17 protein-coding genes are annotated in these 16,147 nt (G+C 61.5%); 6 read left to right on the top strand and 11 right to left on the bottom strand.

Translation table 11 applies throughout. The features are described from left to right. Positions 1-226: 226 nt before the first annotated feature. Positions 227-499: a hypothetical protein gene (locus NKI18_RS05375; protein ID WP_353019046.1), complete on the bottom strand. Its 273-nt coding sequence runs from the start codon at positions 497-499 to the stop codon at positions 227-229. 137 nt (positions 500-636) lie between these two features. Between NKI18_RS05375 and NKI18_RS05370 the strand changes: the two genes are divergently transcribed. Further along, entirely contained in the window at positions 637-1,620 is a 984-nt protein-coding gene (locus NKI18_RS05370; protein ID WP_352617600.1) for an alpha/beta hydrolase, read from the top strand. 6 nt (positions 1,621-1,626) lie between these two features. On the opposite strand, the gene NKI18_RS05365 is transcribed toward NKI18_RS05370, so the two are convergent. Beyond that, the gene (locus NKI18_RS05365) at positions 1,627-2,526 is read right to left on the bottom strand and encodes a LysR substrate-binding domain-containing protein (RefSeq protein ID WP_023676521.1); all 900 of its coding nucleotides are present in this window, start codon (positions 2,524-2,526) and stop codon (positions 1,627-1,629) included. Between the two features lie 224 nt (positions 2,527-2,750). On the opposite strand from NKI18_RS05365, the gene NKI18_RS05360 reads away from it, so the two are divergent. The 5 genes from NKI18_RS05360 to NKI18_RS05340 all read left to right on the top strand — a co-directional run bounded on the left by NKI18_RS05360 (position 2,751) and on the right by NKI18_RS05340 (position 5,555). Beyond that, entirely contained in the window at positions 2,751-2,936 is a 186-nt protein-coding gene (locus NKI18_RS05360) for a hypothetical protein (protein WP_352452109.1), read from the top strand. 335 nt (positions 2,937-3,271) lie between these two features. Next, on the top strand, positions 3,272-3,406 hold the full coding sequence (locus NKI18_RS05355) for a hypothetical protein (protein ID WP_013894968.1): 135 nt from the start codon (positions 3,272-3,274) through the stop codon (positions 3,404-3,406). Positions 3,407-3,756: 350 nt separating this feature from the next. After that, positions 3,757-4,695, top strand: coding sequence for a GlxA family transcriptional regulator (locus NKI18_RS05350; protein WP_348625928.1), 939 nt, complete (start codon positions 3,757-3,759; stop codon positions 4,693-4,695). Positions 4,696-4,776: 81 nt separating this feature from the next. Further along, positions 4,777-5,067: a type II toxin-antitoxin system TacA family antitoxin gene (locus NKI18_RS05345; protein WP_352477597.1), complete on the top strand. Its 291-nt coding sequence runs from the start codon at positions 4,777-4,779 to the stop codon at positions 5,065-5,067. After that, positions 5,064-5,555 (top strand): GNAT family N-acetyltransferase, encoded by a 492-nt coding sequence (locus NKI18_RS05340; protein ID WP_352568952.1) that lies wholly within the window; start codon positions 5,064-5,066, stop codon positions 5,553-5,555. Before NKI18_RS05345 ends, NKI18_RS05340 begins: the two co-directional genes overlap by 4 nt. A 26-nt stretch (positions 5,556-5,581) precedes the next feature. Here the strand turns inward: NKI18_RS05340 and NKI18_RS05335 are convergent, their stop codons facing one another. From NKI18_RS05335 to NKI18_RS05295, 9 genes are all read right to left on the bottom strand, one after another. Then, positions 5,582-6,364: an ABC transporter ATP-binding protein gene (locus NKI18_RS05335; RefSeq protein ID WP_352617595.1), complete on the bottom strand. Its 783-nt coding sequence runs from the start codon at positions 6,362-6,364 to the stop codon at positions 5,582-5,584. Then, positions 6,361-7,137, bottom strand: a complete 777-nt coding sequence (locus NKI18_RS05330; RefSeq protein ID WP_352617592.1) for an ABC transporter permease — start codon at positions 7,135-7,137, stop codon at positions 6,361-6,363. Before NKI18_RS05330 ends, NKI18_RS05335 begins: the two co-directional genes overlap by 4 nt. A 71-nt stretch (positions 7,138-7,208) precedes the next feature. After that, on the bottom strand, positions 7,209-8,159 hold the full coding sequence (locus NKI18_RS05325; protein ID WP_352452114.1) for an ABC transporter substrate-binding protein: 951 nt from the start codon (positions 8,157-8,159) through the stop codon (positions 7,209-7,211). 114 nt (positions 8,160-8,273) lie between these two features. Next, positions 8,274-9,122: a DUF1194 domain-containing protein gene (locus NKI18_RS05320; RefSeq protein ID WP_352617586.1), complete on the bottom strand. Its 849-nt coding sequence runs from the start codon at positions 9,120-9,122 to the stop codon at positions 8,274-8,276. Between the two features lie 100 nt (positions 9,123-9,222). Further along, positions 9,223-9,639 carry a site-2 protease family protein gene (locus NKI18_RS05315; protein WP_352617583.1) on the bottom strand — a complete coding sequence of 139 codons (417 nt, stop codon included), beginning with the start codon at positions 9,637-9,639 and terminating at the stop codon, positions 9,223-9,225. Positions 9,640-9,717: 78 nt separating this feature from the next. After that, the gene (locus tag NKI18_RS05310) at positions 9,718-10,047 is read right to left on the bottom strand and encodes a zinc metalloprotease (protein WP_352617580.1); all 330 of its coding nucleotides are present in this window, start codon (positions 10,045-10,047) and stop codon (positions 9,718-9,720) included. 143 nt (positions 10,048-10,190) lie between these two features. Continuing rightward, complete coding sequence (locus NKI18_RS05305; RefSeq protein ID WP_352617577.1) at positions 10,191-12,752, bottom strand: GcvT family protein; 2,562 nt, start codon at positions 12,750-12,752, stop codon at positions 10,191-10,193. A gap of 269 nt (positions 12,753-13,021) precedes the next feature. Then, complete coding sequence (locus tag NKI18_RS05300; protein ID WP_352617575.1) at positions 13,022-13,285, bottom strand: hypothetical protein; 264 nt, start codon at positions 13,283-13,285, stop codon at positions 13,022-13,024. A 156-nt stretch (positions 13,286-13,441) separates the two neighbouring features. Further along, the gene (locus NKI18_RS05295; RefSeq protein ID WP_352617572.1) at positions 13,442-15,931 is read right to left on the bottom strand and encodes a mechanosensitive ion channel family protein; all 2,490 of its coding nucleotides are present in this window, start codon (positions 15,929-15,931) and stop codon (positions 13,442-13,444) included. Positions 15,932-16,147: the final 216 nt, after the last annotated feature.

The following is a 16,147-nucleotide window of genomic DNA, read 5'->3' as shown; positions in this document are numbered from 1 at the left end:
CTCGCCTCCGCTAGGCGGTCAGACCTTCCATTTTCATTTGTATGCAAATGTTTCCAGATCGCGCCGATCTGGAAACGAAAACGCGTTTTCGTGAAATCCGCCAGATACATAGGCGGAGCATTTAACCGGCATCGAACGGCAGGCGGAAACAGTTTTCGGCCACCGCAACGCTCCAAGGAGATCAAGATGTCGATGTTCGAAAGCCTCGGCCGCTATGGTGCGGCCTTCAAGAAAACACGCGAAGGCGCAAGTCGCTGCGCATCCTCAACAGCTTGCCGCCTGAGATCCAAAAGGACATTGGCTGGCCGGTGTCGCCGCGTTCGAGCGAAAGGCAGCTTTCGGTCGGATGGGGCGTGCAGCGCGGATGAAATTCATCGACAAATGCAAGCTGCTCGCTATTCGCCGGAGCCGCAATGCGGCTCCGGCTGCACCCAGCAATTGGCTGCGCGCCGCGTTGCTGCCGCGGCGTTGAGCTGCGCCGGTAGGCCAGAGACTTCATGGCCGGACGCTTTCTCGACAGCTGGGATCAAACGACCGTGTTGAGATTGCATCAATCTTGACTTTTTTGGTGGCGACACAATCTTCGAAATAGTCGGGGGTTCTCTTAGTCGGCTCAGCCGAAGTCCGTGTATCTGCATGCCCAGTCTCAAAAGCCACGTCGTGTCGTTCGTCCTCAGGTACAGCCGCAAGAAGGCGTTTTCCAGCCCCGAGAACCTGCAGCGCTGGATCGCCTATGCGCGCAAGACGGAAAACCATCAGCCGCCTGCGTCGCTGCGGTCACGCCTGGAGATCACAATCCGCACGATCAACGGCTTTCCCGTCTACGAGATCGCGCCCCAGGCTGGTGAGCGGAGGCGGATTCTCTACCTGCACGGCGGCGCTTATGTCTTTGAAATCACCCCCTATCATTGGCGGCTGATCGCCGACATGGCCGACCGCCTCGGGTTCGGTATCACCGTGCCGATCTATCCCATTGCTCCCGAACACAATTTTCACGCCATGTTCGGCATGGTCGGCGCCGTCTACCGCCAGATGTTCGGCGAAACCAGGGCGACTGATATCATCTTCATGGGCGATTCCGCCGGCGGAAACATGGCCGTCGTGCTGACCATGATGGCTGCGCAAAATGGCCTGCCCTTGCCATCACGCCACGTGCTGATTTCGCCCGGTCTCGACGTGTCGCTCGCCAACCCAGAAATGTATGAGGCCGAACGCAACGATCCGTGGCTGGGCATTGCCGGCGGCCGCGAGGCGATCCGGCTTTACAGCGCCGGCATAGATCCCACCGACTGGCGCATCAGCCCGGTTTACGGCGACCTGTCGGTGCTGCCCAAAACGCTGCTGCTGACCGGTTCACGCGATCTGCTCACCCCCGACAATCTGATCTTCGCGGAAAAGGCACGCGCGGCCGGCGTCGAAATTGAGGTCGTCCACGAGCAAGGCATGTTCCATGTCTGGCCGTTGATCGACATGCCGGAGGCGCGACGCGCGCGGGACAGCATAGTGGCCTTCTTGACCAACGAAACTGACAGTTATCATGCCAAGGCAGGAGAGTTGTCGCTGCAAAGGGCAGACCGCGACGGAACCCCTCGCGATCTGGTTGCGCCGCTCAGGTCGTAGTTTGGCTCAGAACTTCCCAGTTTCCCTGAACATCTCAAACGTCGCGCGGATATGGTCGGCGACCGCCTTCACCGGCGCGCTGGCGTCCGGCGTCACCACCATGGCGAGGTTGTAGGTGCCGATGTCAGGCATGCCGTCCTTCGGGCACAGCTCGACCATGTCGCTGCCGAGGAAGGATTTCGGCAGCGGCGCCACCGCAAGATCCGCCATGATCGCGGCGCGCTGGCCGGCCGTGTGCGCGCTCATATAGGCGATACGGTAGTTGCGGCCCTCGCGGCCAAGCGCCTCCAATGCCCCTGCCCGCCAGGCACAGCCCTCTTCCCACAATGAGACCGGCAGCGGCTCGCGCAGATGCGCGCAACCGCCCTTGGCACCGGCCCAGACGATCGGCTCTGTGAGCAGCACTTCGGCGCCGATCGCGCTGGTCTTGTAGGAGTTGGTGAGCAGCGTGATGTCGAGCGCCCGGTCGTCCATGCGCCGGCGCAGATTGACGCTCTGGTCGATGGTGACGTCGACCGCGATCGATGGATGCGACTGTGCGAACCGCTTCAGCACATGCGGCAGCACACGTTCGCCGTAATCGTCCGGCGAGCCGAGCCGCACCACCCCGACAATGTCTGGAATGATGAACTTCGACACCACCTCGCGATTGATCGACAGCAGCCGGCGCGCATAGCCGAGCAGCATCTCGCCATCGGTGGTCAGCGTCACCGAACGGGCGTCGCGCGCGAACACCGAGCGGCCGAGAATGTCCTCCAGCTTCTTGATCTGCATGGAGACGGCCGACGGCGTGCGGAAGACCGCATTGGCCGCAGTGGTGAAGCTGCCGGTCTCGGCGATCGCGACGAAAGTGCGCAGAACATCGAGATCGAGCAGCGGCAGCGGATGATTGAGTGGGGCGTTCATGGCAAGCGACCTTCAATTTTTCTGATGCAAACCATCATTCCATTTCGTTTGATTGAACACCAGTTTGGGAGGATAGTCAACTCCATCGAAGGCAGGACGCATCGAAGTGGTCCCGAAACAACCATGACACGGACCTGCAATCGACACGAAATGAAGCTGAAACAAACCCGGTGTACCGCCTGACGCTGCAAGTGCCGGCCCGGCCCAACGCGAAGGAGAATGAGATGTCTATCCTGTCATCCATCGGTCGGATCGCGACCGAATTCAGCGAGGCCCGTGCCCGCTACCAGACGGAACGCGCCATCCGCGCGCTGCCGATTGAACTGCAGAAGGATATCGGCTGGCCTGAAGCTGCCGATGCCAAGGCCGGCACTCGCCATGGTGTGGGATCCTGGGCTGGAGCAAAGTAAACCGTGTGTATCAACAGCTGAAGGCCTGCCGCGCAGATCAGCCCGGCAGGCCTTTTTGTTTGTACTCCAACAATTTTCCCGAGCCATGTCGCCGTCGCATGCCGCATATGAGCAAGTCGCATAGCAGCCCGCACTGGCAATCAACACATTGTAAATAATCGAAAATCCTGGGCAGAATGCCCAAATTTGTCGCATTCCGTGTCGCTTTTCATATCAAGTGCTTCGCTTTTGCGATTTAGTTTCCCCTCACGTAAGCCTATATCATCATCAACAAACGAGCTGCCCCACTCCATCAAGCGAAGGCGACCCGTCTGAGCAACCGAATGGAGATGATCATGAAGCTTTTTGCCCGCCTCTTTGCCCGTCGCGAAATGAACCTGACGACCGCGCTCGAGCGCCAGCGCCTGGCCAACACCATGCCTGGCCAGACCGGTGCCATGGCTGCCGCGCGCCTCGGCTTCGTCGCCTGAGACGCGGCAATCCCGGCGGAAGCAGCCTAGCGCTGCTTCGAAGTCGATCCAGCGCCGCTTCGGTTTTGCCGAGGCGGCGTTTTCGTGTGCGCAGACTGCGTAGGCTCGTTTGCTCGATCCGGCGGCATGTCGCGTCCTTCGCCGCATAGCGATTGCCCATTTGCGACCCGTGTCGCAAATAAAGTCGCTCCGTTGCCATCTAGCCAATTGACAGGAAACGTCTTTCCTGATGTCGCTATGCTAATCGCGACATCCTGTTCGCGCCATTGCAGCGTGAGGATCTACCCGTGAACGTCGTAAAGCACCCGATCCGGCGATCGTTCGTATTCTTCCTGGTCCCCGATTTCACCATGATCGCCTTCGCGACGGCGCTCGATCCGTTGCGTTCGGCCAACCGCATGCTCGGCTATGAAGCCTATCGCTGGCGGCTCGCCAGCATCGACGGCAAGCCGGTGCGCGCCTCGAACGGCGTCGAATGCGCCGTCAACACCTCGCTGGAGGAAGAGCGCAAGAAAATGTCCGGACCGGACCGGCCGAACATGGCCATCGTCTGCAGCGGCATCAATGTCGAACGCTACCAGAACAAATCGGCCTTTGCCTGGTTGCGCGAGGAGTACAATCGCGGCGTTGCCGTCGGCGGCCTGTGCACCGGCGCGCATATCCTGGCCGCCGCAGGCCTGCTGTCCAACAAGCGCTGCGCCATCCATTGGGAGAACCTGCCGGGCTTTTCCGAGGCGTTCCCCAAGGCCAATGTCTTCGCCGACCTCTTCGAGATCGACCAGAACATCTACACCTGCGCCGGCGGCACCGCCGCGCTCGACATGATGCTGAAGCTGATCGGCGACGATTTCGACGAAAGCCTCGTCAACCGCGTCTGCGAGCAGGTGCTGACTGATCGCGTGCGCAGCCCGACCGACCGCCAGCGCCTGCCGCTGCGCGCCCGCCTTGGCGTGCAGAATTCCAAGGTTCTGACCATTATCGAGCTGATGGAAGCCAATCTCTCCGAGCCGCTCTCGCTGATCGAGGTCGCTGACCATGTCGACCTGTCGCGCCGGCAGATTGAGCGCCTGTTCCGCACCGAGATGGGGCGCTCCCCTGCCCGTTACTATCTGGAGATCCGCCTCGACCGCGCCCGGCACCTGCTGATCCAGTCGTCGTTGCCGGTGGTCGAAGTGGCGGTCGCCTGCGGCTTTGTTTCCGCCTCGCATTTCTCCAAATGCTATCGCGAGTTGTACGCCCGCTCGCCGCAACAGGAACGCGTCGACCGCAAGCAGCTTCTGGCGGCTTGATCCAGCACGTTTCGTGGGCGCGGCCGAAATTGTCATGACATTGTCTGGCGAAATGTGGTATCCTTCAATCGAGAGGTACCAATGACGACCAGAACCACCAGATCGGAAAAACTGGACTTGCGCCTTACCCCCCAGGCAAAGCGTACACTCGCAACCGCCGCCGCGACTGAACGCCGTTCGCTCAGCGATTTCGTGCTTGAAAGCGCGCTTGCGCGAGCCGAAGAAACATTAGCCGACCGGCGCAGCTTCCATCTCGACGCCGAAAAATGGGTCGCGTTCATGGCAGCGCTCGACGCGCCAACGCGTGATCTCCCCCGCCTCAAGCGCCTATTGAACGAACCAAGCATCTTTTCCGGTCGCGATCCAGCGTGAGCGAATTCCAGATCGAGAAACTGGCCCGCAAGCATTTGGTGGACATGTTCGACTGCGGTGAAGAACCGCTCAATCGCTTTCTCGTACGCTATGCATTCCAAAACCAGCAAGCCAATGCTTCGCAGACCTACATTGGTCTCTCTGGCGAAGATGTGATCGGCTTTTATACCCTGGTCGTTGGTGAAGTTAAATATGAGGGTGCGCCCGAGCGATTGACGAAAGGTCTCGCACGCCATCCGGTGCCTGTAATGCTGCTGGCGCGTCTTGCGGTCAGTCTGGACTGGCAAGGCAAAGGCGTCGGCGGCGGACTGTTGCGCGATGCCGTCCTGCGCAGTTTGCAGGCGGCCGATATTGCAGGTATCCGCGCGGTCGTCGTCCACGCCAAGAACGACGGCGCCCGCACGTTTTACGAGCGCTACGGATTCGCGCAATCGCCGACGGACCCGCTGCATCTTTACGTGCTTATCAAGGACTTACGAAGTCTCTGAGCCGTTCAGGCGCCTTGCTGACCCGACTATATCTGCGCCGTGCGCATCGCCTCGACGCGGATATCTTCCGTCAGCCGCGCCTTCAGTGCCGAAAACTCCGGGCTGGTCTTCAGCGTGTAGTGGCGCGGATGCGGCAGGTCGACGGCAACGTCCGATTTGATGCGGCCCGGCCTTGCCGTCATCACGACCACGCGCGACGCCATGAAGATCGCCTCCTCGATGTCGTGGGTGACGAACAGCACCGTTTTTTGCCGCCGCTCCCAGATGCCGAGAAGCAGTTCCTGCATCAGCCCGCGGGTCTGGTTGTCGAGTGCGCCGAACGGCTCGTCGAGCAGCAGGATCTCCGGATCGTTGGCCAGTGCCCGGGCAATCGCGGTGCGCTGCTGCATGCCACCGGAAAGCTGCTTCGGCCAATGGTTTTCAAAACCTCTCAGCCCGACGAGATCGACGTAAGAAGCGACGATTTCGCTGCGGTCGTGCTCGGCCATTCCACGTTCGCGCAGGCCGAAGGCGATGTTCTCGGCGACCGTCAGCCACGGAAACAGCGTATAGGACTGGAAAACCATGCCGCGGTCTGGACCGGGCCGGTCCACCACCCTGCCGTCGAGCAGAACACGTCCCCCACTCGGCGCTTCGAGGCCGGCGACGATCCTGAGCAGCGTCGACTTTCCACAGCCGGATGGCCCCAGGATGGTGATGAAGTCGTTGGCGGCGACCGCCAGATCGATCGGCATCAGCGCCTTGACCGGCTGCCCACCGCCGACACCGGCGAAGGTGCGCGAGACGCCTTCGATGAGCAGCTTGCTCACGCCAGGCTCCATGGAAACAGCCAACGGTTGAGCGCCTTGAAGGCGAAATCGGACAACAGCCCGATCAGGCCGATGACGATGATGCCGAAGATGATCTGCCCTGTCGCCAGCCGCGACTGGCTGTTGATGATCATGTAGCCGATGCCCGACGACGAGCCGATCAGCTCGGCGACGATGACATAGGTCCAGGCCCAGCCGAGCACCAGCCGCAGGGTCTCGGCAATCTCCGGCGCATTGGCCGGCATGATCACGCGCCGCACGATGCCGTTGTCGGACGAGCCAAGCGTGTAGGCCGCCTCGACCAGGTCGCGCCGTGTGCCGCCGACCTTGACCGCGATGATCAGGATAATCTGGAACACCGAGCCGACGAAGATCACCAGCAGTTTTTCGAGCTCGCCAACGCCCGCCCACAGGATGAGCAGCGGGATGAAGGCCGATGCCGGCAAATAGCGGGCGAAGGAGACGAACGGCTCCAGGAACGCCTCCACGGGCTTCCAGGCACCCATCACGATGCCGAGCGGCACGGCAACGATGGCCGCCATCAGGAACCCGCCGAAGACGCGCCAGATGGTGATAAGGATGTCGACCCAGAAGCGGTCCTCGACCAGCAGCCGCCAACCGTCTCTTACCATCGACAGCGGATCGGCAAGGAAAATGCGATTGACGTGGCCGCCAAGCGTGATCCACGCCCAGAACGCCACGAACAGCACGAAGAACGAAATGCCGAGCACGGTTCGAATGCCCGGCGAGACCGGATGCAAGGGGCGCGGCATCTTCGACCGTCCTCTGATCTGAATGAAAAAGCGGCGGCGCACGCGCCGCCGCCGGGCGACAATCCTGCCGGTTAGTCGGCGACGGCGCTGGTGTCGGCCAATGTCGAGACGTCAGGCGCTTCCTTGATCAAACCCATCTGCAGCAGAAGCTCGCCGGCGGTCTTGGAAAAGTCCTGGAATTCCTTGGTGAAGAACTGCTTGTTTTCAGCCTTGTCGGCCCATTTCAGGTATTTGGCCGACTCTTCGAATTCCTTGGCCGACTGCTTCACGTCGGCACCCATCGTCTCATAGGATTTCGCCGGATCGCTCTTGATCAGGTCGAGTGCCTCGAAATAGCTGTCGGCAAGCGCCTTGCCCGCATCCGGATTGGCCTTGAGGAACTCCGGCGTGCAGCCGACCGTATCGAGCACCATCGGATAGTCGAGAGTGGTCACAAGGATATGGCCCTGGTCGGACTTTTCGCGCACCGCCGAGATGAACGGCTCATAGGTGACCGCCGCATCGTTCTGGCCGGCGAGAAACGCCTGCGCCGCCGCATCCGGCTCCAGGTTGACGACCGTCACGTCCTTGGTCGACATGCCGTTCTTGTTGAGCACCCAGGCCAGCATGAAATAGGGCGAGGTGCCCGGCGCCGAAGACGCGACCGACTTACCTTTGAGATCGGCGACGGTCTTGATGTCGTTGCGGGCGACGATGCCGTCGGCGCCGTAGGATTTGTCGAGCTGGAATATCTGCTTGGTCGTCACGCCATTGGCGTTCCAGACCAGCCAGGTCTCGACCGTGGTGGCGGCGCATTGCAGGTCGCCGCTGGCGATGGCGAGCGGCCGGCTGGCTTGCGGCACCTTCTTCAAGGTGACGTCGAGGCCGTGCTTTTCGAAGATGCCGGCCTGCTTGGCGAGCGTCAGCGGCGCAAAGCCGGTCCATCCACTGATGCCGATGCTGACCGATGTGGCGGCCATCGCCGGCGCGGACAATCCGACGGCAAGCGTCAAGCTTGCGGCAAGAATTCCGATCCTGTTCATGTGGGTTCCCCTTTTATGTGTTCGGATGGGGAATTGTGTCACAGACGCCCGCAGGCTTGTCAATGAAGCAGATGCTGCACTGCGGTATGTCACCATCGACAGCAAACTCCGCCATCAGCGGCTGTTGTACATCCAGCTGCGGTCGCGCCACATTTTTTCGCCGACCAGGCAGTCGGTGACGGGGATGTCCTGTGCCAGCACCAATGGCGGATGCGCCGCCTCTTCCGCCGCTCGCTGCGGCGAGGCCGGACCGGCAAGCTCCAGCACCAGCTTGCGGCGGATGGCCTCCGGAAACTGCGTCCAGTCATTGACCGGGATCATGAAGGAGCCCGGCCCGCCGATGACGCAGTCGCTGTAGTAGCGGTCGAGATTGTTGACATCGTAAGCGCTGCTGAACCCGCCCCTGGTCATCAGCGGCAGGCCGTTGACGGTGATGCCTTGCTTGATCACGGCGTCGCGGGTGATATCGACAGGTGCGCCCTGGTTGTTGGGGCCGTCACCCGAAATGTCGATCACCCGCTTGACGCCCTGGAAGCCGCTTTCAGCAAAGAGATCGCTGGCGAATTCCAGCGCGCCGGAGATCGAGGTGCGCCTGGCACTGGCCGGCGGATGAGCGGAAAGCTGCGCTGCCAACCGCTCGGCGTCGGCACGATTGGCGATCACCGTCCACGGCACGACGACCTGCTGCCAGGTCGCGCCAGCCCATTCGACATAGGTGACGGCAATCTTGCCATGAGTGCCTTCGCCGATTGCCTGCAGGACATCGTCATGCGTCAGCGCCGCCGCATAGCCATGACGCTGGATTTCGAGCTCGTCCGGCGACATGGACAGCGAAACGTCGACTGCCAGCACCAGTTCGACGTCGACCGGCTCGGCGGCGCTGGAGTTTGCAGTCAGCCATAGCACCGACGCCAGCGCGGCGGCACCCGAGACGAGATGTCTTGCACGGGCAAAACCAGCCATGCCGCACGGTAAGCGAAAATCGCCGATCGACAAAGAGAAAAGCCCGGTGGAGAGCCGGGCTCATTCGGTCACATTTTTGCGAACCGCCGGAAAACGAATTTCATTTGTGGATGCGGTGCCCGCCCCGTCCCCGCCACTCCACGGCCTTCTCGACATCCGTCTCGGAGGATGGGTCCGGCTTCGGTTTTCTAGCACCGACTCCGCGCGCTGCCCTCCAGTTCGGCTTGAATGACGGCGGAAGCCACAACAGAATACCTGCAACCGCGGCAGGCAAGATGATCGCAAAACGCAGAATTGAAAGTACGATGCCGCAGATGCCGACGATCTGCGCGGCCCGGCGGACGCCGAAGCGTCTCAGGAACAAATGTCTTGCAATCGCGCCGCCATCCAGATCGTAGGCGGGCAGGATGTTGAGAATGATAAGTGACACGTTCAACAATGCGCCAATCCAAAGCGTCCATACCAGAGGACCGACCGACCTTGACGGCAGCCACCCGAATTGGCCTTTCGGGCGCAACTGGGATGAGTTCTCCAAAAACCAGATAATAGGCCGCATCGAAAAACGCGGCGAGCGCGACGTTCGCCAGGGGACCCGCTATCGCAATCCGCGCCCAGGCAGGCGATGGCGCTGCGGCGCGTTTGAAACGCGTGAGCCCGCCGAAGAGATATATTCTATCCTGTCGGTGGCGACGCCCTGTCGGCGTCCGATCCAGGCGTGTGCCAGTTCGTGCAGAAATATCGACGCAAACAGAAGCGCTGCAAAGATAGAGGTATGGATCAGTGCATCCTTGGGTCGGCTCGCCCACTCGTTCAGGAAGGGCAGCACAATGGGAATTGCGAAGGTCCAGCTGACGCGAACCGGGATATTCCGGTTCAGCTGAAACACAAGCGTATCGTTTTTTCTGTCCCAGCCGATCCGCCGCAAAGGCACCCCCAATCGCAGCGCGACGGTAAGCGAGAATCATCGCTCCACAAAGCGAAAAGCCCGACGATGAATCGGGCTTCTCATTCAGGTCCTGCTGGCACTGCTCGGCTTGCCTGTGTGGAGAATCGGCAGGCAAGCAACGCTTAGCTGCGCGGATTGAGGTTCTCCGGGTCGTAGAGCGGCCTGTAGCCGACGGCGGCCACTTCGACCGGGTACTTCTCGCCGAAATATTCGACGCTCAGCTTGCGGCCCTCCTGGCAATACGCCCAGGGCAGGTAGGCGAGCGCGATGTTCTTGCCGAGGGTCGGACCATAGGCCACCGAGGTCGTGAAGGAGCGGCGGCCGAGCTCGTCGACGAGCGTCTCACCGGTTTGCGGGTCCATCACCGGCATCGTGCCGACCGGATAGCGGGGAACACCATTCGAATCTGTATTGTCCGTCATGATAAGCGTGCAAAGCATGGCCGGCTGATGCACCCGGGCGCGATATTCCAGATGCTTTGCCTTGCCGCAGAAATCGGCCTCCTTGACTTTCGGACGGGCAAGGTCGGCTTCCAGCAGATTGTATTCGGTCAAGAGGTCCGCATTCTGCAGGCGCAGGCTCTTCTCCATGCGGCGGCTGTTGGCATAGGTCTCGACGCCAAAGGCCATCACGCCGGTCGACCGCAGCGCGTCCCAGACAGCCAGGCCGTCCTCGTAGCGCATATGCAGTTCCCAGCCTTGCTCGCCGACATAGGAGATGCGGAAGGCGGTCACGTCCTTGCCGGCGATCCTGACGGGCTTGATCGCGGCAAAGGGAAAATTCTCAGGCGTCAGTCCGTCGGGGTTTTCCACGACCTTGCCCAATGTTGCCCGCGCGTTCGGACCCCAGATGCCGACGGTCACATATCTCTCGGTCACATCGGTGACGGTAACGTCGAAGCCTTTGTCCTCTGCCGTCCGGCGCATGTACTGGAAGTCGCGCGGCCCGGCATCAGCGCCGTCGATGACGCGGCAGCGGTCGGCCATGCGGATGACGGTCAGGTCGGCGCGCACCATGCCTTCCTCGTCGAGGAAATGGGTATAGATGCCCTTGCCGATATTGCCGTCGCCGCCGATCTTTGCCGCGCACAGCCATTCCATCAGCGCGACATGGTCCGGGCCTTCCACGTCGTACATGGCGAAATGCGACAGGTTGACGATGCCGCAATCCTCGCTCATCGCGAGATGCTCGGCGTTCGAGACGCGCCAGAAGTGGCGGTTATCCCATTCGTTTTGGCGCACCGGCACCCGGTTGCCGTATTTCTCGAGCAGATGCTCGTTGGCGGCGTAGCCATGGGCGCGCTCCCAGCCGCCGAGCTCCATGAAATAGCCGCCGAGTTCCTTCTCGCGCTCCCAGAAGGGCGAGCGGCGGACATTGCGAGCCTTGGAGAAGGGCTCGCGCGGATGGACCGCCGGGTTGTAGACCTTCATCGCGGTTTCGGTGCAGCGATCCCAGATGAACTGTTCTTTCGTCTGGTGCGGATAGAAGCGCGAATAGTCGATGGCGTGGTGGTCGATCGCCGTGCGGCCGTCCGTCATCCAGTCGGCGATGAGCTTGCCCATGCCGGGGCCGTCTTTGACCCAGATGGCAACGGCATACCAGAGGCCCCTGACCTTCTGACTTTCGCCCATCGAGGGGCCGCCGTCCGCCGTCACCTGCAGCAGGCCGTTGAAGGAATGGCTCTCATTGTAGCCCAGCTCGCCCAGGATCGGCGTCAGTTCCATGGCGCGCTCGAGCGGCGCCAGGATCTGCTCCATGTCGAGATCGCGTTGCGACGGCGAAAGCCGTGCCTGGTTTTTCTCGAGAAGATCGCGCGGATGGCAAAGGCGCGGATTGGTCTCTTCGTAATAGCCCCATTCGATCTGCCCGCCTTCGGCGGTCTTTGGGTCGCCGGTATCGCGCATGTAAGCCGAGTTGCCCTGGTCGCGCAGCAGCGGCCAGCCGATCTCCTTGCCGGTGCCGGCGAACTCGGTGTACGGCCCGAAGAAGGTAAGCGGATGGTCGATCGGCATGACCGGCAGGTCCTCGCCCGCCATTTCCGCGATCAGCCGTCCCCAGATGCCCGTGCAGACCGCGACATAGTCGGCTTCGATGGTGCCGCGGTCTGTCACCACGCCCCTGATGCGGCCGTTCTCGATGACGAGCGACCTGGCCGACGTATTGGCAAACGCCCTGAGTTTGCCGGAAGCTTCCGCCTGGTCGACAAGCTTGCCGGCGACGGTCTGCGAGCGCGGGATGACGAGGCCGGCGTCGGGATCCCACAGGCCGCCCTGTACCATCTGTTCTTCGATCAGCGGGAATTTTTCCTTGATCTCGGCGGGATCGATCAGGCGGGCGCGTGTGCCGAAGGCCTTCGCCGAGGCGATCTTGCGCTTGATCTCCGCCATGCGGGCGTCGTCGCCGACGCGGGCAACCTCGAGGCCGCCGATGCGCGCGTAGTGACCCATCTTTTCGTAGAAATCGATGGAATAGAGCGTCGTCCAGCACGACAGGAAATCATGGCTGGTCGTGTAGCAGAAGTCGGAGGCATGCGCCGTCGAGCCAATATCCGTCGGGATGCCCGATTTGTCGATGCCGACAATATCGTCCCATCCGCGCTCGATCAGGTGATGGGCGACCGATGCGCCGACGATGCCGCCCAGCCCGACGATGACGACCTTCGCCTTTTCCGGAAACCCTGCCATTGCCCGCGACTCCAAGATGCTATTGCGAGCAGACTATAGGGCGGCGCGGCGCCGCGCTTGCAGCCTGTTTGCGACATCGCCAAAAAAGCCCGCGCCACCAGCCTGTCGAATGCAGTTAGACCTACGCCTTCGCCCTGCTCGGTACGAAGGCGCTGCTAGAGCCCGCCCCTGCGCAGCTTCGAAGAAAAGTGCATACCTTCATCGCCGATTACCGGAAGCAAATAAAAGGCCGGGCGTTTGCCCGGCCTTCAAAAATCATGGCGTCGACTTTACTTGATGCGCGCGACGCCGCCCGAGATCTCAATCGTCTCCGAACCGGTAAGCGCCTCGAGGTCGCCATTCGGCAAGGTAACAAAACAGCCGCTCGGGCAAAATTCCACGGTTTCGCCGGCGGCCAGCGCCAGCTCGGTCTTGCCGCCGCCTTCCGTCACGATCAGGGTGCGGGTCTCGGCGTCCTTGTTGACCGCGCTGGCGGCATGGGCCGAACCGCCCACGGCCAGAAAAGCGATGGCGCCGACGAGAGACTTCCACATTTTGCAGTATCGGTGTTGCCACCGCCTCTGTTGCATTTCGCAAGGCATTCTCGCCGTTTGCAGGTGAGCTTATATGCAATGCAAGCTGAACGGCAACTGAATGCCGCATTCATGCCGCAATTGGTTTCCGAAGGCTTGAAGGCAAGCTCCAAACAGCTAGTCAGGATCGGGCTTCCGCACCTTGCGTCCCGACTTGGCGAGACGTTTCGCCTCGACCGCCGCCAGTGCTTTTGCTTGTTCCCGCTCGACGAATTCGACTTCGATCTTGTCGTCGTCGATCGGCCACGCTTCGTGCTTTTTGGTCTCGACGACGGCGCGCGGTGTCGACGGAATTTCGATATGCTGGTCGGCGAACACATCGAAGATGGCAAAGCGGATGTCGTTCTGGACGATATTGCCACTAAGAACGTCTGCCAGGAATACGCGGATCTCGAATTCGAGCGCGGCCGGGCCGAAATTGGAAAACAGCACGAAGGGTTCGGGGTTTTTCAGCACCAGCGGATGACTGCGCGCGATCTCCAACAGGACGCCATGCACGTGCTTGATGTCGCTGCCATAGGCGACGCCGACCTTGATATCGATGCGGCCGAGCTTGTTGCGGTGCGTCCAGTTCCCGACCGCATTGTTGATCAGGTTTGAATTGGGCAGGATCACCGACTGCCGCTGGAACGTTTCGATCTCGGTGGCGCGCACGCTGATCTTCTTGACCGTGCCGCTGATGTCACCGGCGACGATCCAGTCGCCGACCTTGAACGGCCGCTCGGCCAAAAGGATCAGGCCCGAGACGAAGTTGGAGACGACATTCTGCAGGCCAAAGCCGATGCCGAGAGACAGGGCGCCGGCGACCAACGCGAGATTGGAGAGGTCGATACCGGCCGCCGAGATGCCGACCAGTGCCGCGACCGCGACGCCGGCATAGCCGACCGCCAGCCGGATCGAATTGCGCACACCGGTGTCGACCCGGCCGCGCGCCATCACCGAACCGTCGAGCCAGCCCTGGAACCAGCGCGTCAGGAAATAGCCGATGATGAAGACGACGACGCCGGTGAGGATGCCGGTGACCGAGATCGTCACCGAGCCTATAGTGAGGCCCGTCGCCAGTTTGTAGGCCCAGGCCTGGATGTCGCCGGGCTGGAAGCCCCACATCAACAGGATCAGCGGCAGGAACACCAGCACGATCATGATGTTGATGGCGGCGCTGACGACAAGCCCGAGCTGGTCGAGCGCGGTCTCTTCGTAGCTTGAATTGGCCGCTAGCCAGCGCCCGATCGAAGTGTTGGCGAAACCACCTTCCATGCCGATCGCCCGCGCCGACAGGAAGCCGATATAGGCGGTGACCAGGATAGTGCCGGTAACCACGACCTGCACCGAGACGAAAATAGCAAGGCCGATAAAGCCGAGCAGCGCCGACGCTATGGTGAATAGCCCTAGCGCGACGGCGGTGTAGCGCAGCCATGCCGGCCACGGGCGCCAGCTCCCGTCGGCAGCCTTGAACGGCTTCAGCAGCCCCATCAGGATCAGGATGACGCCGACGCTGATGGTGGCGACAAAGCTTCTGGCGATGGTCAGCGATAGCGGCGAGCCCATCTTGTCGTTGACGACCGACAGGAAATAATTGATGCCGATGGCGACGGCCATGGCAGTCGTCAGCCGCACCAGCCAGCGCGCCGGGCCGGTTTCGACAGGGATCAGACGCCAGTTCGGCAATCGCGGTTCCAGCGCCGCATTGGTCAGCCGGTTGACGCAGAACACCACCGCGATAACGGCAACCAGCGAATTCAGGAAGATGCCGATGTCGCCGCGCAAGACATTGTAATAATTGAAGAAGAAGACCGTCGAGATAAGGAAGGCGCCAACCGCCAGCGACGGCAGCAATGTCGACCAGAACGCCACCGACAGGCGGCTGAGATAGGATGGATCTTCGACGGAAGGATCGGCTTCGAAGACGCGGCCGAACAGGCGCCGCCCGCCGACAAAAAGCACGGCGGCCAGCGCAAGCGCCATCAACGTCGCGGCAAGAATTGCCTGGAACTTGAACTTGAAGGCGAAGCTCAGCCAGGACGACACCGCTTTGTAGAAACTGGTAAATTCGTCGTTGGCATCGGAGATGACCTCCGGGCTCAATGCATCGGACAGCACGTAGCGCTTGGTGAGCTGATTGCGGAACAGCTCGCTGCGCATGTTGCCGATCTTCTCGATCAGCCCGCTGATGCGGATCGACAGGTTCTGCGCGCTGGCAATGACGGCGTTGATCTCGGCTTTTTCGGAAGCCAGCGCCTGGCGTTCACCGGTCACGATGTCGGGCTCGGCCGGCTGGCCCGTGGCCGGCGGAGGTCCCAGCGTCTCGATCCGATCGTTGATATCGCCGAGACGCGAGCGGAACGCCAGCGCGCTGGTGAGCGCCGCCCGCGACAGATCCTCCAATTGCAGGCGGATTTCCACGAGGGTGGCATCGTCTTGGCCATCCTGCTCTATCTTCTTCTCGAGATCGTCGGTTTTGGCCGTCAGGCTCTGGATGACCTTCTGCTGGTCTGTGACCAGCCCGGCGGCACCCTGCCCGAGCGCCTGCGCCATCGCGTCGAACGACGGCGGCGCCGAGACAACAAGTGCAGCGATCAGGACCAGGCGGAGTAAACGAAAGAACATGATTTTTCTGGCGACTCGCGGGCGGCAGCGGCAGTTTTGAAGCACGTCCTTGATAAAGACGCTCATATCACGGGGCAAGTCATCCCAGGCGGCTCGTTTTCGAAGTCCGCCAATCGAAGTCGGCCAATCCAGTCGAAGTCGGCCAATCCAGTCGAAGTCGGGGAGTCGAAAAGCGATGGCGCAATCTTGGCTTTGCGTTGGCAGCCTGCTCTATAG

This window comes from Mesorhizobium sp. M0800 (assembly GCF_040320095.1).
Classification (GTDB): domain Bacteria; phylum Pseudomonadota; class Alphaproteobacteria; order Rhizobiales; family Rhizobiaceae; genus Mesorhizobium.
Note: the sequence above shows the minus strand (reverse complement) of the source record. Positions and strands in the feature narration are given on the sequence as shown.

What these genes read in the sequence shown, in the direction of transcription:
- NKI18_RS05375 (WP_353019046.1), bottom strand. Translation starts at nt 499, where the DNA reads ATGAAGTCTCTGGCCTACCGGCGCAGCTCAACGCCGCGGCAGCAACGC.
- NKI18_RS05370 (WP_352617600.1), top strand. Translation starts at nt 637, where the DNA reads ATGCCCAGTCTCAAAAGCCACGTCGTGTCGTTCGTCCTCAGGTACAGC.
- NKI18_RS05365 (WP_023676521.1), bottom strand. Translation starts at nt 2,526, where the DNA reads ATGAACGCCCCACTCAATCATCCGCTGCCGCTGCTCGATCTCGATGTT.
- NKI18_RS05360 (WP_352452109.1), top strand. Translation starts at nt 2,751, where the DNA reads ATGTCTATCCTGTCATCCATCGGTCGGATCGCGACCGAATTCAGCGAG.
- NKI18_RS05355 (WP_013894968.1), top strand. Translation starts at nt 3,272, where the DNA reads ATGAAGCTTTTTGCCCGCCTCTTTGCCCGTCGCGAAATGAACCTGACG.
- NKI18_RS05350 (WP_348625928.1), top strand. Translation starts at nt 3,757, where the DNA reads ATGATCGCCTTCGCGACGGCGCTCGATCCGTTGCGTTCGGCCAACCGC.
- NKI18_RS05345 (WP_352477597.1), top strand. Translation starts at nt 4,777, where the DNA reads ATGACGACCAGAACCACCAGATCGGAAAAACTGGACTTGCGCCTTACC.
- NKI18_RS05330 (WP_352617592.1), bottom strand. Translation starts at nt 7,137, where the DNA reads ATGCCGCGCCCCTTGCATCCGGTCTCGCCGGGCATTCGAACCGTGCTC.
- NKI18_RS05325 (WP_352452114.1), bottom strand. Translation starts at nt 8,159, where the DNA reads ATGAACAGGATCGGAATTCTTGCCGCAAGCTTGACGCTTGCCGTCGGA.
- NKI18_RS05320 (WP_352617586.1), bottom strand. Translation starts at nt 9,122, where the DNA reads ATGGCTGGTTTTGCCCGTGCAAGACATCTCGTCTCGGGTGCCGCCGCG.
- NKI18_RS05305 (WP_352617577.1), bottom strand. Translation starts at nt 12,752, where the DNA reads ATGGCAGGGTTTCCGGAAAAGGCGAAGGTCGTCATCGTCGGGCTGGGC.
- NKI18_RS05300 (WP_352617575.1), bottom strand. Translation starts at nt 13,285, where the DNA reads ATGTGGAAGTCTCTCGTCGGCGCCATCGCTTTTCTGGCCGTGGGCGGT.
- NKI18_RS05295 (WP_352617572.1), bottom strand. Translation starts at nt 15,931, where the DNA reads ATGTTCTTTCGTTTACTCCGCCTGGTCCTGATCGCTGCACTTGTTGTC.